22 protein-coding genes are annotated in these 26505 nt (G+C 64.5%); 12 read left to right on the forward strand and 10 right to left on the reverse strand.

Annotation, left to right across the window (positions count from 1 at the left end):
* Nucleotides 1-11: 11 nt before the first annotated feature.
* The 4 genes from hpaE to hpaH all read left to right on the forward strand — a co-directional run bounded on the left by hpaE (nucleotide 12) and on the right by hpaH (nucleotide 4444).
* A complete protein-coding gene (gene hpaE, locus MESCI2_RS0132625) occupies nucleotides 12-1529 on the forward strand; it encodes a 5-carboxymethyl-2-hydroxymuconate semialdehyde dehydrogenase (protein ID WP_027040159.1) in 1518 nt (505 codons plus the stop codon).
* A gap of 14 nt (nucleotides 1530-1543) precedes the next feature.
* The gene (gene hpaD, locus MESCI2_RS0132630) at nucleotides 1544-2524 is read left to right on the forward strand and encodes a 3,4-dihydroxyphenylacetate 2,3-dioxygenase (protein WP_027040160.1); all 981 of its coding nucleotides are present in this window, start codon (nucleotides 1544-1546) and stop codon (nucleotides 2522-2524) included.
* 244 nt (nucleotides 2525-2768) lie between these two features.
* A complete protein-coding gene (locus MESCI2_RS0132635; RefSeq protein ID WP_027040161.1) occupies nucleotides 2769-3641 on the forward strand; it encodes a fumarylacetoacetate hydrolase family protein in 873 nt (290 codons plus the stop codon).
* Complete coding sequence (gene hpaH, locus MESCI2_RS0132640; RefSeq protein ID WP_027040162.1) at nucleotides 3638-4444, forward strand: 2-oxo-hept-4-ene-1,7-dioate hydratase; 807 nt, start codon at nucleotides 3638-3640, stop codon at nucleotides 4442-4444. Before MESCI2_RS0132635 ends, hpaH begins: the two co-directional genes overlap by 4 nt.
* 24 nt (nucleotides 4445-4468) lie before the next feature.
* Here hpaH and MESCI2_RS0132645 read toward each other — a convergent pair whose 3' ends face one another.
* From MESCI2_RS0132645 to MESCI2_RS0132670, 6 genes are read right to left on the reverse strand one after another with little or no spacing between them, the layout of a single operon-like run.
* Nucleotides 4469-5491 (reverse strand): phosphotransferase enzyme family protein, encoded by a 1023-nt coding sequence (locus tag MESCI2_RS0132645; protein ID WP_027040163.1) that lies wholly within the window; start codon nucleotides 5489-5491, stop codon nucleotides 4469-4471.
* Nucleotides 5488-6780: an aminotransferase class III-fold pyridoxal phosphate-dependent enzyme gene (locus MESCI2_RS0132650; RefSeq protein WP_027040164.1), complete on the reverse strand. Its 1293-nt coding sequence runs from the start codon at nucleotides 6778-6780 to the stop codon at nucleotides 5488-5490. Before MESCI2_RS0132650 ends, MESCI2_RS0132645 begins: the two co-directional genes overlap by 4 nt.
* A 35-nt stretch (nucleotides 6781-6815) precedes the next feature.
* On the reverse strand, nucleotides 6816-8165 hold the full coding sequence (locus tag MESCI2_RS0132655) for an aminotransferase class III-fold pyridoxal phosphate-dependent enzyme (RefSeq protein ID WP_027040165.1): 1350 nt from the start codon (nucleotides 8163-8165) through the stop codon (nucleotides 6816-6818).
* 21 nt (nucleotides 8166-8186) lie between these two features.
* Nucleotides 8187-8855: an HAD family hydrolase gene (locus MESCI2_RS0132660; RefSeq protein WP_027040166.1), complete on the reverse strand. Its 669-nt coding sequence runs from the start codon at nucleotides 8853-8855 to the stop codon at nucleotides 8187-8189.
* Nucleotides 8852-10132, reverse strand: a complete 1281-nt coding sequence (locus tag MESCI2_RS0132665; RefSeq protein WP_027040167.1) for a Tm-1-like ATP-binding domain-containing protein — start codon at nucleotides 10130-10132, stop codon at nucleotides 8852-8854. Before MESCI2_RS0132665 ends, MESCI2_RS0132660 begins: the two co-directional genes overlap by 4 nt.
* Complete coding sequence (locus MESCI2_RS0132670) at nucleotides 10132-10902, reverse strand: IclR family transcriptional regulator (RefSeq protein ID WP_027040168.1); 771 nt, start codon at nucleotides 10900-10902, stop codon at nucleotides 10132-10134. Before MESCI2_RS0132670 ends, MESCI2_RS0132665 begins: the two co-directional genes overlap by 1 nt.
* 173 nt (nucleotides 10903-11075) lie before the next feature.
* Here MESCI2_RS0132670 and MESCI2_RS0132675 point away from each other — a divergent pair, with 173 nt between their 5' ends.
* The 6 genes from MESCI2_RS0132675 to MESCI2_RS0132700 all read left to right on the forward strand — a co-directional run bounded on the left by MESCI2_RS0132675 (nucleotide 11076) and on the right by MESCI2_RS0132700 (nucleotide 18185).
* On the forward strand, nucleotides 11076-12524 hold the full coding sequence (locus MESCI2_RS0132675; protein ID WP_027040169.1) for an APC family permease: 1449 nt from the start codon (nucleotides 11076-11078) through the stop codon (nucleotides 12522-12524).
* Nucleotides 12525-12582: 58 nt separating this feature from the next.
* Nucleotides 12583-13776 (forward strand): cytochrome P450, encoded by a 1194-nt coding sequence (locus MESCI2_RS0132680; protein ID WP_027040170.1) that lies wholly within the window; start codon nucleotides 12583-12585, stop codon nucleotides 13774-13776.
* A complete protein-coding gene (locus tag MESCI2_RS0132685; RefSeq protein ID WP_050596725.1) occupies nucleotides 13773-15260 on the forward strand; it encodes an aldehyde dehydrogenase in 1488 nt (495 codons plus the stop codon). Before MESCI2_RS0132680 ends, MESCI2_RS0132685 begins: the two co-directional genes overlap by 4 nt.
* 244 nt (nucleotides 15261-15504) lie before the next feature.
* Complete coding sequence (locus MESCI2_RS0132690) at nucleotides 15505-16359, forward strand: MetQ/NlpA family lipoprotein (protein WP_027040172.1); 855 nt, start codon at nucleotides 15505-15507, stop codon at nucleotides 16357-16359.
* 91 nt (nucleotides 16360-16450) lie between these two features.
* Nucleotides 16451-17548: a methionine ABC transporter ATP-binding protein gene (locus tag MESCI2_RS0132695; protein WP_027040173.1), complete on the forward strand. Its 1098-nt coding sequence runs from the start codon at nucleotides 16451-16453 to the stop codon at nucleotides 17546-17548.
* The gene (locus MESCI2_RS0132700) at nucleotides 17529-18185 is read left to right on the forward strand and encodes a methionine ABC transporter permease (RefSeq protein WP_027040174.1); all 657 of its coding nucleotides are present in this window, start codon (nucleotides 17529-17531) and stop codon (nucleotides 18183-18185) included. The genes MESCI2_RS0132695 and MESCI2_RS0132700 overlap by 20 nt, the downstream gene beginning before the upstream one ends.
* A gap of 107 nt (nucleotides 18186-18292) precedes the next feature.
* On the opposite strand, the gene MESCI2_RS0132705 is transcribed toward MESCI2_RS0132700, so the two are convergent.
* The 4 genes from MESCI2_RS0132705 to MESCI2_RS0132720 form a co-directional block, all read right to left on the reverse strand.
* A complete protein-coding gene (locus MESCI2_RS0132705) occupies nucleotides 18293-19408 on the reverse strand; it encodes an aminomethyltransferase family protein (RefSeq protein ID WP_027040175.1) in 1116 nt (371 codons plus the stop codon).
* Between the two features lie 69 nt (nucleotides 19409-19477).
* The gene (locus tag MESCI2_RS0132710) at nucleotides 19478-20254 is read right to left on the reverse strand and encodes an ABC transporter substrate-binding protein (RefSeq protein WP_027040176.1); all 777 of its coding nucleotides are present in this window, start codon (nucleotides 20252-20254) and stop codon (nucleotides 19478-19480) included.
* A 125-nt stretch (nucleotides 20255-20379) separates the two neighbouring features.
* Nucleotides 20380-22137 carry a hydantoinase B/oxoprolinase family protein gene (locus tag MESCI2_RS0132715; RefSeq protein ID WP_027040177.1) on the reverse strand — a complete coding sequence of 586 codons (1758 nt, stop codon included), beginning with the start codon at nucleotides 22135-22137 and terminating at the stop codon, nucleotides 20380-20382.
* A 1-nt stretch (nucleotide 22138) separates the two neighbouring features.
* Nucleotides 22139-24223: a hydantoinase/oxoprolinase family protein gene (locus MESCI2_RS0132720; protein WP_027040178.1), complete on the reverse strand. Its 2085-nt coding sequence runs from the start codon at nucleotides 24221-24223 to the stop codon at nucleotides 22139-22141.
* A gap of 221 nt (nucleotides 24224-24444) precedes the next feature.
* On the opposite strand from MESCI2_RS0132720, the gene MESCI2_RS0132725 reads away from it, so the two are divergent.
* Both MESCI2_RS0132725 and deoC read left to right on the forward strand, forming a co-directional pair.
* The gene (locus MESCI2_RS0132725; RefSeq protein ID WP_027040179.1) at nucleotides 24445-25272 is read left to right on the forward strand and encodes a ferredoxin--NADP reductase; all 828 of its coding nucleotides are present in this window, start codon (nucleotides 24445-24447) and stop codon (nucleotides 25270-25272) included.
* Nucleotides 25273-25424: 152 nt separating this feature from the next.
* Nucleotides 25425-26474, forward strand: coding sequence for a deoxyribose-phosphate aldolase (gene deoC, locus MESCI2_RS0132730; protein ID WP_027040180.1), 1050 nt, complete (start codon nucleotides 25425-25427; stop codon nucleotides 26472-26474).
* Nucleotides 26475-26505: the final 31 nt, after the last annotated feature.

Genomic DNA, 26505 nt, shown 5'->3' on the forward strand with positions numbered 1-26505 from the left:
CGGAACCCGACATGTCCGACCTGCAAGGCAATCTGAACAAGGCCGAGGCCTATCTGGACCGCTTCAGGCGCGATGGCGTGTTGAACCAGATCGGCGGCGAGGCGGTACCGGCGCTCGACGGCACGACGTTCGAAACGCTGTCGCCGGTCGACCTGAAGCCGCTGGCAAGCGTCGCGCGCGGCGGGGCTGCCGATATCGACCGCGCCGCCAAGGCGGCGAAGGCAGCGTTCCCGGCCTGGGCCGCCATGCCTGGCGAGGCACGCAAGAAGCTGCTGCACAAAATCGCCGACGCGATTGAAGCGCGCGCCGAAGAGATCGCCTTCGTCGAATGCATGGACACCGGCCAGGCGCTGAAGTTCATGGCCAAGGCGGCGTTGCGGGGTGCCGAGAATTTCCGCTTCTTCGCCGACCGTGCGCCCGAAGCCCGCGACGGCGAGACGCTGCGGACATCTGGCCAGGTCAACATCACGACGCGCGTTCCGATCGGCCCGATCGGCATCATCACGCCGTGGAACACGCCGTTCATGCTGTCGACCTGGAAGATTGCGCCGGCGCTGGCGGCCGGCTGCACCGTGGTTCATAAGCCGGCTGAATTTTCGCCGCTGACCGCCCGCCTGCTGGTCGACATCGCCGAGGAGGCCGGTCTGCCGAAGGGTGTCTGGAACCTGGTCAACGGCCTCGGTGAAGATGCCGGCAAGGCGTTGACTGAGCATCCCGACATCAAGGCGATCGGCTTTGTCGGCGAAAGCAGCACCGGTTCGATGATTATGCGCCAAGGCGCCAACACGCTGAAGCGCGTGCATTTCGAGCTTGGCGGCAAGAACCCGGTGATCGTCTTTGCCGACGCCGATCTCGAGCGCGCCGCCGACGCCGCCGTGTTCATGATCTATTCGCTGAATGGCGAACGCTGCACCTCGTCCTCGCGGCTGCTGGTCGAAGCCTCCGTCTATGAGAGCTTCACCGCCAAAGTCGCGGAGAAGGCTAAGCGCATCGTCGTCGGCCACCCGCTCGATCCGAAAACGGTGGTCGGACCGCTGATCCATCCGGTGCATGAGAAGAAGGTGCTGTCCTATATCGATATCGGCAGGTCGGAAGGTGCCACGCTCGCCGTCGGCGGCGGCAAGGTCGATGGGCCGGGCGGCGGCTGCTATGTCGGCCCAACCCTGTTCACCAACGTGACCAACGGCATGCGCATCGCGCAGGAGGAGATTTTCGGGCCGGTGCTGAGCGCTATTCCCTTCAACGACGAGGCCGAGGCGCTGGCGCTGGCCAACGACACGCAATATGGCCTGACGGGCTATCTCTGGACCTCGGACGTCACCCGCGCTTTCCGCTTCACCGACGCGCTGGACGCCGGCATGATCTGGGTCAACTCGGAGAATGTGCGCCATTTGCCGACACCGTTCGGCGGCGTCAAGAATTCCGGCATCGGCCGCGACGGCGGCGACCATTCCTTCGACTTCTACATGGAGACGAAGAACGTAGCCTTCGCGACGACGGCGCACGCGATCCAGAAACTCGGCGGCTGACCGGAGGAAATCAGATGCCCTTGCCCAAGCCCAATCTCTATCCCGCCTTCAACATCGTGCGCCTCAGCCATGTCGAGCTGGCCGTCACCGACCTCGCCAAATCCCGTGCGTTCTATGTCGATACGCTCGGCCTGCAGGTCACCGACGAGAAATCGGATACCATCTATCTCAGGGCGCTGGAGGAGCGCGGGCACCATTGCATCGTGCTGAAGAAGGCCGAGGTGGCCGAGGCGCGCGACCTTGGCTTCAAGGTCTTTTCGGACGAGGATCTCGACAAAGCCGAGCACTTCTTCAGGGGCAAGGGCCTGCCGGTGGAATGGGTCGAGCGGCCCTACCAGTCGCGCACTTTTCGCACACGCGATCCGCATGGCATTCCGCTTGAATTCTACGCCGAGATGGAAAGGTTGCCGCCGATCCACCAGAAATATGCGCTCTACAAGGGCGTGAAGCCGCTGCGCATCGACCACTTCAACTGCTTCTCGCCCAATGTCGACGAATCCGTCGCCTTCTACAACGAGGTCGGCTTCCGGGTGACCGAGTATACCGAGGATGCCAGCAGCGGAAAGCTCTGGGCGGCGTGGACGCACCGCAAGGGCGGCGTGCACGACATCGCCTTCACCAACGGCGTCGGACCGCGCCTGCACCACGTCGCCTTCTGGGTGCCGACGCCGCTCAACATCATCGACCTGCTCGACCTGATGGCAACGACGGGCTATCTGCCGAATATCGAACGCGGCCCCGGCCGGCACGGCATCTCCAATGCCTTCTTCCTGTATGTCCGTGATCCGGACAACCACCGCATCGAGATCTACTGTTCGGACTACCAGACGGTCGATCCGGACCTGGAACCGATCAAATGGGACCTCAAGGACCCGCAGCGCCAGACGCTGTGGGGCGCGCCGGCGCCGAAAAGCTGGTTCGAGGAGGGCAGTGTGTTTGCCGGAGCGAAGGCACGCCAGCCGGATTTGGCGGCTTCGCCGATCATTGCACCTTAGACGGGAATTCAGAGATGATAGCGTTCCGTCACGCCCCCCTCTGTCCTGCCGGACATCTCCCCCTCAAGGGGGGAGATTGGCCAGGCCCATGGTCAGCGCCTCTCTTGCAGCGTTGGAAATTGGCGAAGGCAGAGATGACATCCAATCTCCCCCCAAGAGGGGGAGATGTCCGGCAGGACAGAGGGGGGCGCCGTAGAGCGCCAACCTGTTCCATTCCCAGCAAAACGAACGGTGGAACCGCTGCATGAACCCCGCACGGCTCGCCACCTTCACCGTCGGCGGCAAGGCGCGCTATGGCGCTATCACGAGCAAGGGTGTCGTCGACTTGTCGGCGCGTTACAGCATGTGGCCGACGCTGCGCGAAGTGATCGAGGCCGGGGCCTTGCGGCGGCTGGCGGAAGAGGCCGAGGCGTTTGCCCCAGATTTCCCGCTCGACGCCATCGCCTACGAAATCCCGGTGCCTTCGCCGGAAAAGATCGTCTGCGTCGGCGTCAACTACCCCGACCGTAACGAGGAGTACAAGGATGGTCAGGCTGCGCCCTCCAACCCGTCGCTGTTCGTCCGCTTTCCACGCTCGTTCGTCGGCCATGGCGCGCCGCTGGTGCGGCCGCCGGAATCACCGCAGCTCGATTATGAGGGCGAAATCGTCATCGTCATCGGCAAGGCCGGACGGCGCATCCCGGAGGCCGAGGCGCTCGGCCATATCGCGGCGTTGTCGCTGTGCAACGAGGGCACCATTCGCGACTGGGTGCGGCATGCCAAGTTCAACGTCACGCAAGGCAAGAATTTCGACCGCAGCGGCTCTATCGGCCCATGGCTGGTGCCGTTTACCGACGAGGCGCAGATCGCCGACATCGCGCTGACCACCCGCGTCAATGGCGAGTTGCGCCAGCAGGACCGCACCAGCCGGATGATTTTTTCCTTCCGCAAGATCATCAATTACATCTCGACCTTCACCAAGCTGGTGCCGGGCGATATCATCGTCACCGGCACGCCGACGGGCGCCGGCGCCCGCTTCGAGCCGCCGATCTGGCTGAAGCCCGGCGACGTGATCGAGGTGGAGGCCGAGGGCATCGGCGTGCTCAGAAACGGTGTCGTCGACGAGGCAGCGCAATGACCCCGGAGCAAGTGGAAGACGCCGCGGCACGGCTGTTCGAGGCCGAGCGGTCGCGCCGCCAGATCCGTCTGCTCAGCCTCGATTTCCCCGAGGCGACGATGGAGGATGCCTATCGCGTGCAGGCGGCGCTGGTGACGCGCAAGATCGATGCCGGGCTGAAGCCGAAGGGGTGGAAGATCGGGCTGACATCGAAGGCGATGCAGTACGCGCTTGCCATCGACACGCCGGATTCGGGCGTGCTGTTCGACGACATGTTCTTCCATGACGGCGCGACGGTGCCGGCCGGCCGCTTCATCCAGCCGCGCGTCGAGGCCGAGATCGCCTTCGTCATGAAGGCGCCGCTGAAAGGCCCCGGCGTGACCATCTCCGACGTGCTCCACGCCACCGACTACATCACACCGGCGCTGGAAATCCTTGATACGCGCATCGAGCGCGTCAATGCCGAGACGAAGAAGGCACGCACCTTCTTCGACACGATTTCCGACAATGCCGCCAATGCCGGCATTGTCATCGGCGGCCGGCGGCAACGTCCTGATGAGGTCGACATGCGCTGGATCGGCGCCATCGTCTCGCGCAACGCCGAGGTCGAGGAAACCGGGCTCGGCGCCGGCGTGCTCAACCACCCGGCGATGGGCATCGCCTGGCTGGCGGACAGGCTCGCCAGCTACGGCATGTCGATCGCGGCTGGCGAGGTGGTGCTCTCGGGATCGTTCGTGCGCCCGGTCGAGGCGCGGCCCGGCGACACGATCGTTGCCGATTTCGGCAGCTCGGGAACGGTCAGCATCCATTTCGCGAAGGGCTGACGGTCGCCAGCCCGCACAGCAGCCCTATTCGCCACGCAGATAGGCGATCACCACATCGGCTGCGATGGCCGACATGCGCAGGCCGACCTCCCTGGTGATGTCGCCTTCGACGCGGCTCTGCACCCAGCCAAGAAAGGCGAAGGCGCGCAAGGCGGAAAACAGCGGCAGCGCGGCGATGTCCTGCGCCGTCAGCCCCCGCTCCCGCCGATAGCCGTCGAGCAAAGCAGCCTCGATCAGCGGATAGATCGCCTCCTCGCGGTTCTGGTACAGCGCAACGGCAAGGTCGTACATGTGCCAGCCATAGCCGCAATCGTCGAAGTCGATGATGCGGATCGCACCCTCATGGACAAGCACGTTCTCGCGCACCAGATCGGCGTGGATGATGCCGAAATTGCGGGCGCTGCGTTCGTGCTCCGACAGCGCCTTCACGGCCTTCTCCCGCGCCTGGAAAACCAGCTCGCGACGAGGGCTGTCGAGGAAGGGCGAGGTCTCGAAGCGGCCCCAATTCGGGTTCGCGCCGAAGAAGCCATCGAAATCCCAGGCATGGCGGGCAAAGCCGGCGGGCGGCGTCCAGGCAGACGTGACATTGTGCATGTGGGCGATGGTTCGGCCGATCGCGGTAAAGACCTGTCTTGCCTGCTCGGGCGTAAAATCCAGCGGCACGCCTCGCGCGCCGACGGCGCGGCCTTCCAGCCAACTCAAGCAATCGACTTGCCGGGGCTGCGTAGAAGCGGCTGTGCTGACGAGCACGAACAGATCGCCTGCCTGCGTGGCGACCGCAGATGGCGTGGCGATGCCAGCGGATTGCAGAAAGCCCATCCATTGCAGTTCCGAGCGCAGCGCCGCGTCCGTGTGATAGCCAAGCCGGTGAATGCGCATGGCAGCCGGCTGGCCATCGGGCAAGCGGATGCGGAAGACCGCGTTCTCGCGGAATTTCAGCAGCTCCGGCTCACCTTCGCGAATGCCCCAATGGGTGAGCGCGCGCCTGGCAAGCGCCGTGACATCGGCTGCCGTCTCGGGCTCGGACTGCGCGGAAACAGCGCTCACGCCTTCACTCCGCCGACTTCACCCAGCACCTCGTCGAGGACGCCGATCAGGGCGTCGGCATTGTCGCGCGAGAACGGCATTGGCGGGCGGATCTTCAACACATTGCCGTGGATGCCGGTCTTGCCCATCAGCACGCCGTGATGGCGCATCCGGTTGGCGACCTGCTCGGCAATGTCGGGCGCCGGCTCGCGGGTCTCGCGGTCATGAACCAGCTCGGCGCCGAAGAACAGCCCGGCACCCCTGACCTCGCCGATGCATTCATGACGCTCGGCCAGCGGGCGCAACAGCCCAAGCGCATAGGCGCCGACATTACGCGCGTTGGCGACGAGATCTTCCTGCTCGATGACGTCGAGAACGGCATTGGCCACCGCGCAGGAGACCGGATTGCCGCCGAAGGTGTTGAAGTAACGGAAAGCGTTGCGGAAGGTCGCCAATGTGTCCTTGGTGGTGACCACCGCGGCGACCGGATGGCCGTTGCCCATCGGCTTGCCCATGGTGACGATGTCGGGCACGAAGCCGGCGCGCTGGTGGCCCCAGAAATGGCTGCCGGTGCGGCCAAAGCCGGGCTGCACTTCATCGGCGATGACCAATCCTCCGGCATCACGAACCGAGCGCACCGCATCATCGAAGAATCCGGACGGGAGCGTCGGAAATCCCTCATTGGCCAGCAGCGGACAGAGGATGATGCCGGACAGGCCGATGCCGTCCTTTGCCAGCGAGGCGATGGCTTCGCGCACCGCATCGCCAAACGCCTTGCCATTGGCCATCGCATCCGGGTGGCGAAAACTATCGGGCGCCGGCACCAGCCTGACATTGCGGGCGCGGCCGCCGACTGGCGGCATGCGGGTGCTGAGCTGCGAAACCGCCGTGGTGTTGCCGTGATAAGTGGCGTCGGTGGCGATGATGCCCATCTGCCCCGATGCCGCTTGCGCCATGCGCAGCGCAATGTCGTTGGCCTCGCTACCGGTGCAAGTCAGGATGGCGGTCGACAGGCTGGCATCGAAAGTGGCGGTCAGCCGCTCGACATAGTCGAGGATGGCGGTGTGCAGATAGCGTGTGTGGGTGTTGAGCAGGCTGGCCTGCCGGCACAGGGCCTCGACCACATGCGGGTGGCAGTGACCGACATGGGCGACATTGTTATAGGCATCGAGATATTTGCGACCGTCGGCATCATAGAGCCAGACGCCTTCGCCGCGCACCAGGTGCACGGGCTCGTCATAGAACAATTGCGATTTCGCACCGAGCAGGCGGGAACGCCGGCTAACCAGCGCTTCTTGCGATTGAGTCATTTGCGTCTCGAAACTCCGTTTCATCCACTAACCCGTCAGACCTTCGACAGGCCTGCATCCAATGCTTCGCCGATCTTCGTCACATCGGCGGCGCTGATGATGAGCGGCGGCGACAGGATGATGGCGTTACCGGAGACGCGCAGCATGACACTGGCCTCATAGGCCGCCTCCGAAACCACCGCCATGGTCTTCTTGTCGGCAGGCTTCTTGGTGGCGCGGTCCGAGACCAGCTCCAGCGCCGCCATCAGGCCCTTGTACCGGACATCGCCGACGATCGCGTGCCTGGCCTTCAGCCCCTCCAGCACGGCCGCGAGTTCGATGCCACGCGCGGCCGCGTTCTCGTTCAGGCGAAGCCGTTTGGTCTCGGCAAGCGCCGCCAGCCCCGCCGCGCAGCCGACGGGGTGGCCGGAATAGGTATAGCCATGGCCGATGGCGCCGAAGCTGGTTTTGTCGGCCTCGAAGACATCGGCTACCTTGCCGCCGATCAGCGTGGCGCCGAGTGGGAAATAGCCCGAGGTGATCGCCTTGGCGATGGTCATGAAATCCGGCTTCACACCCGACAGCCGCGAACCCGACCAGGCGCCGGTGCGGCCGAAGCCGGTGACAACTTCGTCGGCGATCAGCAGTATCTCGTGGCGATCGCAGATCTCGCGCACCAGCGGCATGAAGCTCTCATGCGGAACGATGACGCCGCCGGCGCCGAGCACCGGCTCCATGATGAAAGCGGCGATGGTGTCGCCGCCCTGGAAGGCGATCTCGTCCTCCAACGCCCTGGCGCAGAGTTTTGCCAGCCGCACCGGGTCGGTCTCGTCGAACGGGTTGCGGAAGGTCCAGGGCGCAGGAATGTGGAACACACCGGGCAGCAGCGGCTCATAGTTGCGGCGGAAATTGGCGTTGCCGTTGACCGACGCGCCGCCGAAATGCGTGCCGTGATAGCCCTTCTTCAGGGCGAGGAATTTGGTGCGGTCGGCCTGGCCGCGGATCTTCCAGTATTGCCGGGCCAGCCGAAGTGCTGTTTCGACCGAATCCGAACCTCCCGAGGTGAAGAAGGTCCGCACCATGCCTTCCGGCTCGAACCATTCAGCCAGTTCGTAGGCGAGTTCGATCGACGGTCCGGTCGAGGTGCCGCGAAAACCGGAATAATAGGGCAGCGCACCGAGCTGGTCGGCGATCGCCTTCTTGATCGGGTCGCAGCTGTAGCCGAGATTGACGTTCCACAGGCCGCCGACGGCATCGAGCACGGTGTTGCCGGCGATATCGGTGACCATCACCCCCTCGCCCTTCATGATGACTTTCGGCGGGTTGGCCCGCATCTCGGCCGGATGCGCCATCGGGTGCCAGATTGGCTTGGCGTTGGTCTCGGTGAGGAAATTGATGTCGCGCATGAAAGGGCTCCGCAAATGGTCTCAGGCAACCGGGACGAGGTCGAAATGGCCGAGTGCTTCGGCATAGGATTGGCCCGGGCGGGCGACGTCGAAATGAACAGTGCGCATGCCGGCCGCGATGCCGCCATCGACATTGCGCTGCTGGTCATCGACGAAGACGCAAGCACCGGCCGGCAGGCCGAGCGCTTCGGTGACGAAGGCATAGGCACGCGGGTCGGGCTTGAGGATGCCGGTATAGGTGGCGTCGACGATCACGTCGAACAGGCCGAGCAAGGGCAGCCTCCGGCGAAAGTCGGCGCCATAGAACAGGTCGAGTTCATTGGACAGGATGGCCAGTCGGAAACCTGCCGCATGCACGGTGCGGATGGCGTTGTCTGCTTCGGGCCGCACCACCTTTTCAGGCTCCGCGCCGCGCGCGCGCTGGACGAAGGTTTCCATCGCCTGCCAGTCCTCGCCGACGAGACCGCCGACCTCGCTTGTACGGGTGCGCCAATAGTCGCGCTCGCTGATCTCGTCGCCCTGCATCGCGCGCCACAGCGGGTCACTGTCCGGATCGAACGGCCCACGCCATTGCAGCGTCCCCGGTGCGAGGCCGAGCGCCTGTTCGGTCAAGGCATGCGTCTCGAACAACGTGCGGGTAACGACGCCACCGAAATCGAGGACAAGCGCCTGGGCCGGAACAGCGCTCACGCGGCCACTCCCTTGGCCGGCATGCCGCGCGGAATGATGCCTTCCTCGACCCAACGGTCGAAGATTTCGAGCGCCTTGCCGACGAAGTCGTCGCTGTTGATATGGGCGTCCATTTCGTGGAACTCGACCCCGGCGGGAATGACCTTGCGCATTTCATCGGCGAAGGCCGCGAGAGCCTCGGGTTCATAGAGCGGCTCGCCCTGCACGTCCCATTCCTGGATGCCTCCGGCTGGCAGTATGAAGGCGGAGCGGCCTTTCGCGGCACCGAGCTTGACGGCGATGGTCCTGGCGACCTGGCGGCGATCGTCGGCATCGACGGTGACCGAAGCGATCAGCCTGTTGTGGGCATGGAACGGCCGCGTCGAGAATTTAGCCGGCAAATCCTGCCAGGTCGGCAGATCGACCATGTCGACGGCGCCGGGCGCGGCGATCTGGGGAATGCCGCGGGCGCCGGCATTCTCCAGCCGATCGGCGCCGGAACTGACGACGGAGCCGGCGAGATGATTGGTGATTTCCTGCAGGCTGAAATCGAACACCGCGCAGAAATGCCCCTGTCCGGCGATCGATTCGAAGGCGCGTCCGCCCATTCCGGTGGTGTGGAAGACGGCAACGTCATAGCCGCGCTGCTCCAACGCCGGCTTCAGCGTCTTCATGTAGCGCAGGCAGCTGCTGCCAAGTGAGGTCATGCCGATGGTCGGCCCGATGGCGGGCGCCGAGCCGCGCGACGCCAGCACGATCCTCGCCGCGCCGACGACCGCGCCGCAGGCCTGTGACAGGACCAGCTTGCAGATGCTGTTGAGGCCGTACAGTCCGCCCGCCCACAGGATCATCATCAGGTCGGGGGCGACGCGTTCGGGCGGGATGAGATGCGAATAGGCGATGGTCGAAACGACGAATTTCGGCACGCCGAGCGGCAGGCAAAGGGCCACGTCGAGCGCCAGATCGGTTCCCATCGAGCCGCCGATGGCGATGAAGGCATCGATCTCGCCGTTTTGATGGAGCTTGCGCACCAGTTGCACGGCGCCGCCGGCCATCAGCGTCATGGCGGTGTTCTCGTCGCCGCTCGCGACGATCTCGGCAATCGTCACATCGACCGCCCTCGCCACGGCGTGCTTGTCGTGATCGGGGCTGTAGGGTGGGTCGCCCAGCACGCTGACATCCATCATCACGGCGCTGCCACCCGATGCCTCGATGCACTGTTTCATGAACAACAGCTCTTCGGCCTTAGTGTCGCCGGTGCCGATGACCAGGATGCGGGGCGCAGTCTCTGCAGACATCAAGCCTGCCTCCTCAAGGTTTGCAGGGTCTCGCCGTTGAGGCGTATCGAAATCTCTCGTGCCGCTTCCATCACCGCAAGTCCCCGTTCCGCGATCGCGGCTGCCGTCGTCCTGGCCTTCGGCGCGGCCACCGCGATGGTGCCGAGCGCAAAGCCGTCCGCCGCGCGGATCGCTGCCGCGACGCTGATCACACCTTCCTCATAACCCTGGTCGCAAATCGAATAGCCGCGCGCGCGCGCCTCGCCCATGGACCTGGAGATGGCGACCGGTTCGATCAGCGTATGCGCCGTGAAGGCGTCGAGCGAACCCGCAAGACACGCCTTGACGGTCTCGTCACGGGCGAAGGCCAGATAGGCGATGCCGGAAGCCGTCGAATGCAGGGGCAGCAGCTGGCCGATATCGACATTGACCCGGTTCGCCCATGCCGGATGCTCGACATGGACGGTGACCAGCCTGTCGACGCCGAATTCCGACAAATGCACGGTCTCGACCGTCGATGCCGCGAGCTCCCGCACCAGCGGAACAGCCGTCTGCAGGAAGGGAAAGCGCGCCTCGCGGATGCGCGCCAGCCGCGACAGGCCGGCGCCGAGGCGATAGTGCCGCGTACCCGCATCTTGCTCGACGAAACCACGGCCGGCCAGCGCAATCAGCAGCCGCCTTGTCGTCGCCTTGTCGAAGCCCGAGCGGCGCGCCAGATCGGACAGGCCGAGTTCGGGCTCGTCGACGTTGAACAGCTCCAGAAGCGAGATCGCTTTTCCGACCGTACTCAAATTTGCCTCCGGGTTCGGGACAATCATTTAACGTGTGAATTAACTTGACAGGCATCGGCATTGTTTGCAAGTCTATATTCAAAATAACGGTTCAAATAATGAACCAGCCAACAGAGTGCATGGGACAGGCCATTCGGCCGGCGAGCTCAAGGGTTCGCAAACAGGAGGGATCAATGACAGCAGTTGCAGAACAGGCGCCGGCCAACAGGCTGCGCAAGAACAGTCTTGGCGTCGGCGCCATCACCTTCATGGTGATTTCGGCGGCCGCACCCCTTACCGCGGTCGCCGGCGGTACGCCGCTCGGCATGCTGATGGGCAATGGCGCGGGCTTTGCCGGCACCTACCTCATCGTCACCATCCTGCTGCTCTTGTTCGCGGTCGGCTATGTCGCCATGTCACGCCATGTCGGCAATGCCGGCGCCTTTTATGCCTATGCCGCGCGCGGCCTCGGCAGCATGGCCGGCGGCGCCACGGCGCTGATCGCCATCCTGTCCTACAATGCCATGCAGATCGGGGTCATGGGCTTGCTCGGTGCCGCGACATCAGGCCTGTTCGCCGGCTGGGGCATCAATTTGCCCTGGTGGGTGTGGAGCTTCATCGCCATCGCGCTGGTCGCCGTGCTCGGCTATCGGCAGGTCGACCTTTCCGCCAAGATCCTGACAGTGCTGGTGCTGTGCGAATATCTTGTAGTGCTGGTCCTCGACATCGCCATCCTCAAGACCGGCGGCGACAGCGGCCTGTCGGCGGCGCCGTTCAGCTGGAGCCAGATCGTCAGCGGCTCGCCGGCCATCGCAATCCTGTTCTGCTTTGCCGCCTTCATCGGTTTCGAGGCGACGACGATCTATGCCGAGGAAGCCCGCGATCCAAAAGTCACCATTCCGCGTGCCACCTATTTCTCGGTCGTGCTGATCGGCGTCTTCTACATGCTCACGGCATGGCTGATGGCGGTCGGCGCCGGTGTCGACAAATTGCTGCCGACGCTGCAGGGATTGCAGGATCCGACGACCTTCCTGTTCGGCCTGTCCGACCGCTACGCCGGCACCATGCTGTCGCAGGCGATGAGCATCCTGTTCGTGTCGAGCCTGTTTGCCGGCGTGCTGGCGTTCCACAATGCGGTTGCCCGCTACATCTATGTCTCGGGCCGCGAGAAGCTGTTGCCGCGGACGATCGGCGTGACGCATTCGGTGCATCAGAGCCCGCATGTCGCTTCCGTCATCCAGAGCGTGCTCGCCGCGGTCGTCGTCGGCCTGTTCGCCGTGCTCGGCCTCGATCCGGTGCTGGCGCTGTTTTCGTGGCTGACCAATGTCGCGACGCTCGGCGTCATCGTCATGATGGCGGTGGCCTCGCTGGCCGTGGTGATGTTCTTCCGCGCCAACCCGGCGGCCCACGAGAACGCGCTGAAGACCACCATCCTGCCAGGGCTGACCTTCATCGCCTTCGTGATCATCATCTACCTGATCGTCATCAATTTCGGCAGCCTGTCGGGGGCCGGCGGCTTCCTTGGCGTGTTCCTGCCAGGGCTGGTGCTGATCGCCGCGATCGTCGGACTGCTGCTGGCCAGCGCGCTGAAGAGCCGCGATCCCATAGCCTTCGAAAACCTCGGCCAGCCGCTGAAAGATTGAGAAAAGCAAAGGGGCGGCGTGTCACGCCGCCCCTTACACCACAAAGGGAGTGGCGGATTTGAGCTTTGCCGAGAATATCACCGTAGAGGCATTGGAAGCCGATCCCTACCCGATCTATGCAGAGCTCAGGCGCAGTGCGCCGGTCACCTTCGTGCCGGCGGTCAATCTGTGGTTCGTCACCCGCTGGAAGGATGTCGAGAGCGTCGCCAAGTCGCCCGACATCTTCTCCGCCGTGGTCGGCTCGTCGCCGGTCGAGCGCTCCTTCGGCAAGCCCACCATCCTGACCACCGATGGCGAGACGCACAAGCAGCTGCGCCAGGGCGTCGATCCGAAATACCGGCCGCGCACCGTCGCCGCCTATGCCGGCGACCTCGTGCGGTCGATTGCCGAACCTTTTCTCGACCGGATCGCCAGCCAGGGCTCCGCCGAGCTGATGGCCGATTATTTCGAGCCGGTGTCGACGCTCAGCCTGGCGCGCTCGCTCGGCCTTGCCGACATCGAGATGCCAACGCTGCGCCGCTGGTTCTACGGCCTTGCCCAGGGCGCCATCAATTTCGAGAACGATCCGAAGCGGCAGGAGATCGCCGACGCAATCAGTGCCGAGGTTGGCGACGCCATCCTGCCGACGCTGGAAAGACTTGCGCGCCAGCCAGATGACTCGGCGCTGTCGCATATGCTGCATGACGGCATGCAGGAGGGCACGACGCGGCCAATCGATTTTTTGATGCCAAGCATCAAGGTCATCCTGCTCGGTGGCATGCAGGAGCCCGGACATGGCGCCGGCTCGATCCTCGCCGGCCTGCTGGCCCATCCCGAGCAATTGCGGCAGGTGCTCGCCGATCCCGAGACCTTCGTGCCAAAAGCGGTCGACGAGGGCCTGCGCTGGGTGGCGCCGATCGGCACGCAGACGCGGCAGACGACACGGGCGGTCGAGCTTGGCGGCGTGACGATTCCAGCCGGCGCCGCCGTCGCCGCACTCGTCTCCTCGGCAAGCCGCGACGAGAGCCGCTTTGCCGATCCCGACCGCTTCGACATCAACCGCAACGAAGGCAACCATGCCGCCTTCGGCTTCGGCCATCATTTCTGTTCGGGCCGGTTCTTCGCGCGCGAGCAGATGTGCCTTGCGGTAAGGCTGCTGCTCCTGCGGTTCCCCGATCTCAGCCTTGTGCCTGGCAAGGAACCGGTGTTTCGCGGCTGGGAATTCCGCGCGCCAACCACATTGCATGTTTCCCTGGGAGTCCGTCACCCATGATCAGTCAGAGTGCCATCGACACGCTGCGCAGGACGGAGATCGGCGCGCGGGGCCTGTTCATCGATGGCGTGCAGATCGAGGCAACAAGCGGCGCGAGCCTGCCGGTGACGTCGCCGATCGACGGCCGACCTTTCGCCAGCATCGCCGACGGCAACGCCGCCGATATCGACCGCGCCGTGAAGTCGGCGCGCAAGGCGTTCGAGAAGGGCTCGTGGTCGCGATCAGCGCCAGCCTTTCGCAAGAAGGTGCTGACGAAATTCGCCGAGCTGGTTGAAAAGCATGCCGACGAGCTCGCCGTGCTCGGCGTGCGCGACAACGGCACCGAGATCGGCATGGCCTACAAGGCCGAACCGCTCTCGGCGGCAGGCACCATCCGCTACTATGCCGAGGCGATTGACAAGGTCTATGGCGAGATCGCGCCGACGGCCGACAATGTGCTCGGGCTGATCCACAAGGAGCCGCTCGGCGTCGTCGGCGTCATCGTGCCGTGGAATTTCCCGCTGATGATCGGCGCCTGGAAAATCGCGCCCGCACTTGCCGCCGGCAATTGCGTGGTGGTCAAGCCGCCGGAAATCGCTTCGCTGACGCTGCTGCGGCTGGCCGAGCTGGCCAGCGAGGCCGGCTTGCCTCCCGGTGTGCTCAACGTCGTCACCGGGCGTGGTTCGGTTACCGGCGAGGCGCTCGGCCTACATATGGATGTCGACGCCATCGCCTTCACCGGTTCCGGCCCGGTCGGCAGGCGGCTGCTCGAATATTCCGCTCGCTCCAATCTGAAGCGCGTCTTCCTCGAACTCGGCGGCAAATCGCCGAACATCGTCTTTGCCGATGCCCCCGACCTGAAACAGGCGGCGGTCGTCTCGGCCAACGGCATTTTTCGCAATTCCGGCCAGGTCTGCGTCGCCGGCTCGCGGCTTCTCGTCCAGTCAGCGGTCTACGACCGCTTCATGGACGAACTGCTCTCGGCAACCATGCGGCTCAAAGTCGGCGATCCGCTCGATCTCGCCAGCGATGTCGGTGCGGTGTCGAGCGCCGAACAGCTGGACAAGAACCTCGGTTTCGTCACCAGGGCGACGGAGGAAGGCGCCCGGCTGGTCACCGGCGGCGAACGGATTCTCGCGGAAACCGGCGGCAGCTACATGGCGCCGACGATCTTCGAGAACGTCACGCAGGAGATGCAGCTTGCCCGCGAGGAGGTGTTCGGGCCGGTACTCGGCGTCATGCGCTTCGAGACCGAGGAGGAGGCGGTGCGGCTTGCCAATTCGACCATCTACGGGCTTGCCTCGGCGGTATGGACCGCCAATCTCTCCACCGCGCATCGCATGGTGCGTGCCATCAATGCCGGGGTCGTACACGTCAACACCTATGGCGGCGCCGACATCACCGTGCCGCTCGGCGGCGTCAAGCAGTCCGGCTTCGGCCGCGACAAGTCGCTTCACGCGCTGGAGAAATATCTGGACCTGAAGACGGCCTGGATCGCGTTTTGACGGCACGCCGGGCTCTCTGAGAATCTGGCGACCTCCAGAGGCGCGCAAGATCGCGCCGCGACCCGCTGCGGCCGGTCAAGCGGCGGCTTTTGCTCACGCCCTTGAAAATTTTGAGAGAATATTCCCGGCTTCGGCGAGAACGGCGAAACGCGTTCTTTGATAAACTTGGTAGAATTTCTGAGGATGTGACCGAGGCTAGGCAATCCGCCTCGCTGCCATGACTTCACAACCGCAGAGATCAATCATGTCCGACTTCAAGAACACTTTGCCATCTTCCCCGAGGTCAACCGTGAACCGGCGCAGTGGCCTCGCTCTGCTGTTCGCATCGGCCGTCGCGATCGGCAGCCTGATGGCGCCCGGCGCATCGTTCGCCGAGGACAAGAAGGCGATCAAGGTCGGCATCATCAGCGGCGAAGACGAGGATGTCTGGCGCGTCGTAGTCGCCCAGGCGGCCGAAAAGGGCCTCGCCATCGAGACCGTGGTGTTCAACGACTACACCCAACCCAACGAGGCGCTGGAGCGTGGCGAGATCGACGCCAACGCCTTCCAGCACCAGCCCTATCTCGACAACCAGATCAAGACTCAGGGCTATCACATCGTGCGCGTCGGCTATACCGGCGTCTGGCCGATCGGCCTCTACTCGAAGAAGTACAAAGCAGTCGCCGACCTGCCCGAGGGCGCGGTCATCGGCGTGCCGAACGATCCCTCGAATGAAGGCCGCGCGCTGCGCGTGCTGCAGAACGAGGGCGTGATCAAGTTGAAGGACGGCACCGGCATTCTGGCCACCACCGTCGACATCGCCGAGAACGCGAAGAAAGTGGCGATCAAGGAACTCGACGCCGGCATCGTCGGCCGCTCGGTCGAGGATCTCGATGCGGCCGTGGTCAACACCGACTGGGCGCTGAAAAGCGGCCTGACGCCGGAAAACCGCATTGCGCAGGAGCCGATCGCCGACAATCCCTACCGCAACTTCATCGCGGTGAAGACCGGCAACGAGAACGAGGGCTGGGTGAAGACGCTGGTCGCCTCCTATCAGAACGAGGCGGTGAAGGCCGAGTTCGACAAGGTCTACAAGGGCACCGGCCTCAGCGCCTATTGATCCGATCGTCGACCGGAAGCCCGGTTCGAGAGCAACAGCGGTCCGCGCTCAGGCGCGGGCCGCGATTGCGTTTTCGGGAACAGGAACATTCATGAACCAGCATATCACGGCATCCGGGGACACTGCCGATCTGACCCACGCCCGGCCCGACACATCTCAGGACGTCGTGCGCCTCGTCGAGCTGAAGCGCCGCTTCGGTGTGACGGCGGCGCTCGACGGCGTGTCGCTGACCGTGCGCAAGGGTGAGATCCTCGGCATCATCGGCCGCAGCGGCGCCGGCAAGTCGACGCTGATCCGCTGCCTGAACGGGCTGGAACGGCCTGACTCCGGCGAGGTGTTCATCGAGGGCCGCGAGATCAGCCGGCTCGGCGAGCGCGACCTGCAGCCGCTGCGGCGGCGCATCGGTATGATCTTCCAGCATTTCAACCTGCTGTCGGCCAAGACCGTCGAGGACAATGTGGCGCTGCCGCTCAAGATCGAGGGCCGCCCGAAAGCCGAGCGACTGAAGCGCGCCGCCGAACTGCTCGATCTCGTCGGCCTGTCGGAGAAAGCAAAAGCCTATCCGGCGTCGCTGTCGGGCGGCCAGAAGCAGCGTGTCGGCATCGCCCGGGCGCTTGCCGCGCGCCCGGCGCTGCTCCTGTCGGACGAAGCCACCTCGGCGCTCGATCCGGAGACGACGCGCTCCATCCTCGCCCTGCTCAAGGACATCAACCGGCAGCTTGGCCTGACCATCCTTTTGATCACCCATGAGATGGAGGTGATCCGTTCGATCGCCGACCGGGTTGCGGTGATCGACGCCGGGCGCATCGTCGAGCAAGGGTCGGTCTGGTCGGTGTTTGCCGATCCGCGCTCGGATGTCACCAAAAGCCTGCTCGGCGCCATCCGGCCGCAACTGCCGGCCGAACTGGCGGCCCAGCTGCTGCCAGCGGCCGGCGCGGAGACGATCCTGCGCGTGGATGTGGCCGGCGAGGCGGCAAGCGGGCCATTGCTGTCCGACCTTGCCACGGCTGTTCCAGGCGCCTTCCGCCTCGTCCATGGCGGCATCGATCATATCCAGCAGCAGCCGGTAGGCACGCTGTTCCTGTCTGTTCCGGGCAGCGATGCAAATCATCTCGCTGACATCATCAGATTCCTGAAGGCCCGCCAGGCGCGGGTGGAGGTGCTTGGCCATGTCGCCAATCCTGTTTGAGCTTCTGCTGCGTTCGATCTGGGAGACGGTGCTGATGACGGCCGCCTCCGGCCTCATCTCACTGGCGTTCGGCTTGCCGCTCGGGCTGGCGCTGATTGCCACCGAACGCGGCGGTATCGCCGAAAGCCTGTGGGTGAACCGCGTGCTCGGCGCCGTCATCAACGGCTTCCGCTCGGTTCCCTTCATCATCCTTCTGGTGGCGCTGATCCCGGTGACGCGGCTGATCGTCGGCACCTCGATCGGCACATGGGCAGCCATCGTGCCGCTGTCGATCGCCGCCACGCCCTACTATGCGCGCATCGCCGAAGTGTCGCTGCGCGAGGTCGACCGCGGGCTGATCGAGGCAGCGCGCGCCATGGGCGGCAACCGCTGGACGATCATCCGCGAGGTGCTGGTGCCCGAAGCCCTGCCCGGCATCGTCGCCGGCTTCACCGTGACGCTGGTAACGCTGATCGGTGCGTCAGCCATGGCCGGCGCCATCGGCGCCGGCGGCCTCGGCGACCTCGCCATCCGCTATGGTTATCAGCGTTTCGAGACTTCGGTGATGATCGCCGTGGTCATCGTGCTGATCATCCTTGTGTGCGGCATCCAGTGGGTGGGAGACAGGCTGGTGGCGAGGCTGGATCGGCGGGGTTGAAAGACTGGCTGATGGCACCGCAGCGCACGGGATAGGCGGAGGCCTCCCCGCCTTCGGTGGACGTTTCCGCCAATCGCCAACGCACGCAGTTGTTGACGCAAGCCGAGTTAGCCGCGCAATCTAACCCCTTCCGGATCGAAGAACGGTATCGGCGCCACGACGGCTCGCGTCGGCTTGCCGTCGATCTCAATGCTGAGTTCGGTGCTGATGGCGGTGAAGGGCAGCCGCAGGTGCGCCGTGGCCAGCACCTTGCCGAGGGAATAGCCATGGTCGCTGTAGGTGACGATGCCCGCGTCCTCGCGATCGGCCAGAACCCTGGCATCGGTCGCGGCCGGCCTGTCGCCGTCGAGGATCAGCCCGACCCATTGCTCGTCGAGGCCCTTGTCGCGGACCTTGAGCAGCGCTTGCCGGCCGACGAAATCGCCCTTGTCGAATTTGATCCAGCGGTCGAGACCGACATGGAACGGCGTGCGGCTCTCATCCATGTCGATGCCGTGCGCCGGATAGGCCTTTTCCAGCCCGAGCGTGAACATCGCCAGCACGCCATAGGGTTTCAGGCCAAAGTCCCGGCCGGTTCGCATCAGCGCGTCCCAGACCGAAGCCGCCTCGTCGGCAGGCACGAACAGTTCGAAGCCGAGTTCGCCGGTCACGCCGGTGCGCGAGATCAGCACCCGCGTGCCGCTGATATGGCCCGACGTGAACGACCAGCGCTTCAGTCCATCCAGATCGGCATCCGCGATCAACGCTTTCAGCAGTTCGCGCGAGCGCGGACCCTGGATGGTCGGGAAGGCGATGGCCGCCGTGATGTCGGTGACATAGGCCTTGCGCCCCTGCGCATGATGCAGCAGCCAAGGCAGCATCTTCAGCCGGTTGACCGAGCCGGTCACCAGCATGAAGTGCTCCTGCCCCAGCCGGAACACGGTGAGGTCGTCCATGATGCCGCCATCCTCGCGGCAGACCGTGGAATAGCGTACCTGGCCGGGTTTCATGGCGGCGGCATCATTGACGATGACATGGTTGACCAGCGCCTCGGCGTCCGGCCCCTTGATGTCCATCTTGCCCATGGTGCTGAGATCCTGCACGCCAACATTTTTGCGGGTGTTCAGGTGCTCGTCGGCAATGCCGGAATAAGTTTTGGCCGAGATGAAATCGCCGCCGACACGACCCATGGTCGCGCCCAGTCCGACGATGCTGCTGTAGAAAGGGGAGCGCCGCTCAGCCAAGGAAGTCTCCATCGTTCATGAAAAACGGCAGCGCCAGACGGCGCTGCCCGGAGGCATTTGCTGCCGGTCTCAGCTGCCGTAGACGTCGAAGGAAAAGTACTTGTCGTTGATTTCCTTGTATTTTCCGTTGGCGCGCAGCGCGTCGATGGCCGCATTGAGCTTGTCGGCCAGCTCCTTGTTGCCCTTCTGCAGCGCGATGCCGACGCCGGGGCCGTGTATGGCCGGATCGGCCGTCAGCGTGCCGAGCAGCTTGCAGCAGGCGCCGTCGGGCTTCTTCAGCCATTCGGTCAGGATGATCGAGCCGTCCATCATCGCATCGAGGCGGCCATTGGCCATGTCGGTGCGGGCATCATCGCCCGTCGGATAGGCCTTGACCGTCGAGCCTGCATATTTCTGCTCGGCGAATTTCTGGTGGATGGTCGCGGTCTGCACGCCGAGCGCCTTGCCTTTCAGATCGTCAGGCGAGGTGCCCGCGATGGTCGAATCCTTGGGCACGGCGATGGCCGGCGGCGTCTGGTAGTATTTGTGGGTGAACTCGACCTTTTCGGCCCGCTCGGGCGTGATGGTGATGTTGATGATGGCGTCGAACTTGCCGGCCTGCAGCGCCGGTATGGAACCATCGAAATCCTGCACGCTGAATTCGCACTCGGCCTTCATCTCGGCGCACAGCGCCTTCCCCAAGTCGATGTCGAAGCCACCCAGCGTGCCGTCGGCACTGGCGTAATTGAAGGGCGGGTAGGCGCCCTCGGTGCCGATCCTGAGTTTTTTGTCCTGGGCGGAGGCGGCGCTCGTGGCAAGGGTGAGAGCGACGGAAGTGGCAAGCACGAAACGACCGAAAAGACGCATGTTCGAGTTCCCCGTTGAAAACGGGAAGTCTACGGGCTTCCAGGCGTGTGGCGGAGACGGAAACGACATGTCATGCGGCGATCGCGGCGCGGCGAGCGGACCAAGCCCTCACGATTGGTCGTGCGTTAGCCGGCGCGCTGCTTGTTCGTCGCTGTCCGGTCGATGGCCAACTCCCCGGCCGAGAGGACAACGCCAAATTTTTCGCTGGCTTCTTCGACCGTATAGTAACCCAACGCCACGTCGCGCAGCACCAGATCCGGATCGCGCTGCAGCGGATCGCCATAGCCGCCACCGCCCGGCGTGCCGACGCGCACGCGGTCGCCGGCCTTGAGCGCGATGTCCTGCTCCTTGGACAAATGCGGCGGTACATGTTCCTCGCCGTTGCGGAACACGGTCACCATGTTGACCGCGCCATCCCTGCCGCCGAGCGCGCCCTGCGGGCCGAAACGGCCGTGGTCCATGACGAAGGAAGCGCGGGCGTCGCCGCGCAGGATTTCGACCTCATAGGCGAGGCCGAAACCGCCGCGATGCTTGCCGGCGCCGCCGGAGCCTTCACGCAAGGCGTAGTGGCGGTAGAGCACCGGGAATGCCTGTTCCATGATCTCGACCGGCGGCGATTTAGAAATGCCGATGGTCGAGCAGCCATTGGTCAGCCCGTCATGGCCTGAATTGCCGCCATAGCCGCCGCCGGAGATCTGGTACATGACGTAATCGCGGCCGCGCGCCGGGTCGTTGCCGCCAAGCGCGAAATTGCCGCTGGAGCCGGCGGGCGCCGCCGTCACCTTCTCCGGCAATGCCTGCACCATCGCCGCGAACACGGCCTCGGCGATGCGCTGCGACACTTCAGCGGCGCAGCCCGAGACCGGGCGTGGATATTTCGCGTCGAGGAAAGTGCCTTCCGGCCGCTTGACGATCAGCGGCTCGAAAGCGCCGGCGCTGATCGGCACATCCGGGAAAATGTGGCGCATGGCGAGATAGACCGAGGACAGGGTCGTCGCCAGCACGCTGTTCATAGGCCCGGCGCAAGGCTTGGACGAACCGGCGAAATCGAAGGTCAGCGTATCGCCTTGCTTCTCGACCGCGAGCGCGATGCTCAGCGGCTCGTTGACCACCCCGTCTGAATCGACAAAGGCCTTCGAATGGTAGGTGCCGTCGGGGATGGCTGAGATGTTGGCGCGCATCTGTTCGGCGGCGCGGCGGCGCAGTTCGGCGATCGCCTCGACAACGGTTTCGTCGCCGTAACGATCCAGGATTCCGTTGAGCCTGTCCTGACCTATCAGCAGTGCGGCGGCCTGCGCCCTGATGTCGCCGATGCGCTGATCGGCGACGCGGATGTTGGAACAGATGATGGCGTAGATCTCGGGATCGAGCATGCCCTTCTTGAACAGTTTTACGGGCGGCAGCCGCAGGCCTTCCTGCTCGACCGCGGTCGCCGAGGCCGAAAACCCGCCCGGCACCGACCCGCCAATGTCGGGCCAATGGCCGGTGTTGGACAGCCAGCAGAAAATCTTGCCGTCCCGGTAGACCGGCATGGCGAAGCGCACATCCATCAGATGGGTGCCGCCGAGATAGGGGTCGTTGACGATGTAGATGTCGCCCGGCTCGGGAGCCAAGCAGCGGCCATCGGCGATCATCTCGATCACCGTCCTGGTCGAATACTGCATGACGCCGACGAACACCGGCAAACCCTGGCTGCCTTGCGCGATCAGCGAACCGTCGAGCGCCGAATAGATGCCATCGGAGCGGTCGTTGGCCTCGGCGATGACAGGCGAGAAGGCGGCGCGGGAAAAGGTCAGGTCCATCTCGTCGCAGACCTGCTGCAACGCCGCCTGGAGGACCGAAAGCGTGATGGCGTCGAGTTTTGCCCTATCAGGATTTGGCATCTCAGGCCTCGCCGATGTCGATGATGATGTTGCCGTCGGCGTCGCTGCGTGCGCGGTCGCCGGGTTCGAGCACGGTGGTGGCGTCCATCTGTTCTAGGATCGCCGGCCCTTCGATGATCGCGTCGAGCGGCAGCTTTTCACGCGCGTATACCGGCGTGTCGTGCCATTGGCCGGCGTACCAGACCGGCCGGATTTCGCGCCGCGCCTCGTCGAGCGTTGTTGCGCGCCCTGCGGGGTCGATCAGGCGCGACAGATCGATCGCCGGACGCACGCCGGTCACCGACGTGTTGAGATTGACGAGGTTGGCGCGGATTTCCGGCAGCTCGACCTTGAAGCGGGCGAAATAGGCCTTTTCGAAAAGCTGCTGCAGCGTTGCGCGCGTCACCGACGACGACGGCAGCGCCACATTGATGATGTGGGTCTGGCCGACGAACTGCATGTCGGCGGAATGGGTGACGCGGATCGTCTCCGGCTTCACCGCCTCCTTGCCTATCAGCTCCTCGCCTTCGTTTCGGTGCCGTTCCAACACAGCGTGAAGCTGGGCTTCGTCGAGCACCGACACCGGCTGGTTGATGGTGTTGACGAAGTCGTGGCGCAGGTCGGCAACGACGCAGCCGAGCGCGTTGGTGATGCCTGGACGCGCCGGCACCAACACTTTGGGCAGGCCGAGTTCGCGCGCAAGCGCGGTGGCATGCAACGGGCCGGCGCCGCCAAAGGCGAACAGCGCGAAATCGCGCGGGTCGTGGCCGCGCGACACCGAGACCATGCGGATGGCGCCGGCCATCTTCATGTTGCCGAGCCTGAGCACCGCGCCCGCCGCCTCGACGCCGGACAGGCCGGTCGGCTTGCCGATCTTTTCCTCGAAGATGCCAGTGACGCGCTCTGATGTGACGGGATTTTGGACCGCCAGCAGCTTCTTCGGCGCCAGCCGGCCGAGCACCAGATTGGCGTCGGTGATGGTCGGTTCGAGGCCGCCGCGCCCGTAGCAGATCGGGCCGGGATTGGCGCCGGCACTTTCCGGGCCGATCTGGATCAGGCCGGCCGCATCGACGCGGGCGATCGAGCCGCCGCCGGCGCCGACCGTGTGCACCGCCACCATGGGCACATGGATCGGCATCGCATATTCGATCTCGATCTCGTTCGAGACTGCCGGCTCGGCATTGCGGATCAGCGCCACGTCGGTCGAGGTGCCGCCCATGTCGTAGGTGACGAGATTTTCGAAGCCGGCGCGTTTTCCGGTATAGGCGGCGGCGATGACGCCCGAGGCCGGGCCGGACATGACCGTCTTGGCCGATTCACGTGTGACGAAGCGGGCCGAGATCATGCCGCCATTGCCATTCATGATCAGGAAGTCGCGGGCATAGCCTTTGGCGCCCAGTTCCTTGCGCAGCCGCTCGACGTAGCGCTCGAGGATCGGCTGCACGGAGGCGTTGACCGAAGCGGTCACGCCGCGTTCGAATTCGCGCGCTTCCGACAGCAGCGCATGGCCCGCCGTGATGTAGCCGTTCGGCCAGAGTTCGGCGGCGATTTCGACGGCGCGCCGCTCATGTGTCGGGTTGGCATAGGAATGCAGGAAATGGATGACCAGGGATTCGCAACCGGCCGCGATCAGCGTCTGCACGGCGTCGCGCATCTCGGTCTCGTCGAGCGGCGTGCGCACCGCGCCCGACGCTTCGACGCGCTCCGAGACTTCGAGCCTGAGATTGCGAGGAATGATCGGGACGAAGCTGCCGGTCATGCCATAGGCCTGCGGCCGCGTGCGCCGGCCGAGCTCGATCACGTCGCGAAAACCGCGCGTGGTGATCATGCCGGTTTTCGCCAGCCGGCGCTCGAGCACCGCATTGGTGGTGGTGGTCGTGCCATGCACGATGAGGTCGATGCCGTCGATCGGAAATCCGGTGGCGCCGAGCGCCGAAACGACACCGAAAGCCTGATTGTCGACCGTGGTCGGCGTCTTGGCTAGATACACCCTGCCACCGTCGCGGCCGTCGATCAGGAGCAGGTCGGTGAAGGTGCCGCCGACATCGATACCGGCAACGACATTTCCCTGGGAATCGCGCGCTTGCGCCGAAATATTCTCTTCCATCGTCGAAACCCGAAATGCGCGAACTACGGATATGCGTCAGTTTGGAAAGCTGTTTTAAGGGAGCATCTTGACGCAAATATCGTTTGTATACTAATAAATTCCGGACACAAGAGCTTGCCGCTTTGGAGTGTGCGAACAGCACGCCGGGACCTGAATGGTCCGGGCGCGCAGGTGAAGGTTTGGCGCCCGCGTCCGTAAGCTGGGCCAGAAGGTTGGATTTGATGAACACCACATCCGCTCTCAACACCGTCGGCGCCCGACCGCTGCAGTTCCCTATACCGGCCAACGTCTATGCCGAGACCGTCGTCTCGGTGAAGCACTATACCGATCGGCTGTTCTCGTTCCGCATCACCCGTCCGCAGTCGCTGCGCTTCCGCTCCGGCGAGTTCGTCATGATCGGCCTGCCCAATGCCGAGAAGCCGGTGTACCGCGCCTATTCGGTGGCAAGCCCGGCCTGGGACGAGGAGCTGGAATTCTTCTCGATCAAGGTGCCGGATGGTCCGCTGACCTCCGAGCTGCAGAAGATCCAGGTCGGCGACACGGTCATCATGCGCCAGAAGTCGACCGGCACGCTGGTGGTCGACGCGCTGACGCCGGCCAAGCGGCTGTTCATGATCTCGACCGGCACCGGCATCGCGCCTTTCGCCAGCCTGCTGCGCGACCCCGACACCTACGAGAAATTCGATCAGCTGATCCTGACCCATACCTGCCGCGACAATGCGGAACTCACCTACGGCCAGGAGCTGGTCGCGGCGTTGGAAAGCGACCCGCTGATCGGCGAGCTGACCACCGGGCGCGTCACGCTCTACAATTCGACGACCCGCGAGGAATCGGCACGCATGGGCCGCATCACCGCGCTGATCGGCTCCGGCAAGTTCTACAGCGATCTCGGCATCGACAAGCTCAACCCGGAAACCGACCGCATCATGATCTGCGGCTCGATGCATATGCTGAAGGATGTCAAGGAACTGGCCGAAAGCCTCGGCTTCGAGGAAGGCTCGCTGAGCCATCCAGCGACTTTTGTCGTCGAGCGCGCCTTCGTCGGCTGAGCCGCACCAACATCTCGAAGTCTATGTTTTTGACCGCACGGTCAAAAATTGCTGCTTTCGCCGCCTTTTTCGGTTATGACCGCCCGCAGGACTCGTGAAGTACGGCTTCACGGGCTATCTTCGGCACACGTCGCTGAATGAAAGGGCAGGAGATGAGCAGCACAATACGCGAAGCCGATGTCGGCTCGTCCAAGGTGACGCCGCTGCCGGCGCGTGCCGCCGCCAACACAGCCGTACCTCTGGACCATCGCGTTGCGCGCAATCCCGGCATGAAGCTCGACCTCGGCTTCATGGAATCGGTGCGCAGCGTCAATCGCTCGGCGCTGGAACGGCGCGTCGCCAGCCTGACCAAGCGGCGCTCGATAAAGGCCGACAACCAGGCGGCCTGGCTGCTGCGCGCCGTCGCCTGCATGGATTTGACGACGCTGAATTCCAACGACACCGAGGAGCGCGTGCGCCGGCTCTGCGCCAAGGCGATCAATCCGTTCCGCCGCGACATTGTCGAGGGCCTCGGCATATCAGGTGAAACCATCCGCCCGGCCGCCGTCTGCGTCTACCATCCCTTCGTCGCCACCGCCGTCGATGCCTTGCGCGGCACCGGCATCCATGTCGCCGCTGTCTCCACCGCCTTCCCGCATGGCCTTACGCCGCTGTCGACCCGCCTGCAGGAGATCGAGGCCTCGGTCCGCGACGGCGCCGACGAGATCGACGTCGTCATCCCGCGCGGCCTGGTGTTCGGGGCCAAGTGGCGGGAGCTTTACAACGAGATCGTCTCGATGCGCGCCGCTTGCGGTGACGCGCATCTGAAGGTCATCCTCGGCACCGGCGACCTCGCAACGCTGCGCAATGTCATGCTGGCCTCGATGGTGGCGATGATGGCGGGCGCCGATTTCATCAAGACCTCGACCGGCAAGGAAAGCGTCAACGCCACGCTGCCCGTCGGCCTCGCCATGGTGCGCGCCATCAGGGCCTATTTCGAGGAAACCGGCTATCTCATCGGCTTCAAGCCGGCCGGCGGCATTTCGACGGCCAAGGCCTCGCTCGACTGGCTGGTGCTGATGAAGGAAGAACTCGGCCGGCCATGGCTGGAGCCGGACCTGTTCCGCTTCGGTGCGTCGAGCCTCTTGACCGACATCGAGCGCCAGCTCGAGCACCATCTGACGGGACACTATTCGGCCAATCATCGCCACGCGATGGCTTGAGAGATTTNCCCCCNCCCTGATCGGCAAGCCG

The sequence above is a fragment of the Mesorhizobium ciceri WSM4083 genome (genome assembly GCF_000519305.1).
GTDB classification, from domain to species: Bacteria; Pseudomonadota; Alphaproteobacteria; order Rhizobiales; family Rhizobiaceae; genus Mesorhizobium; species Mesorhizobium ciceri_B.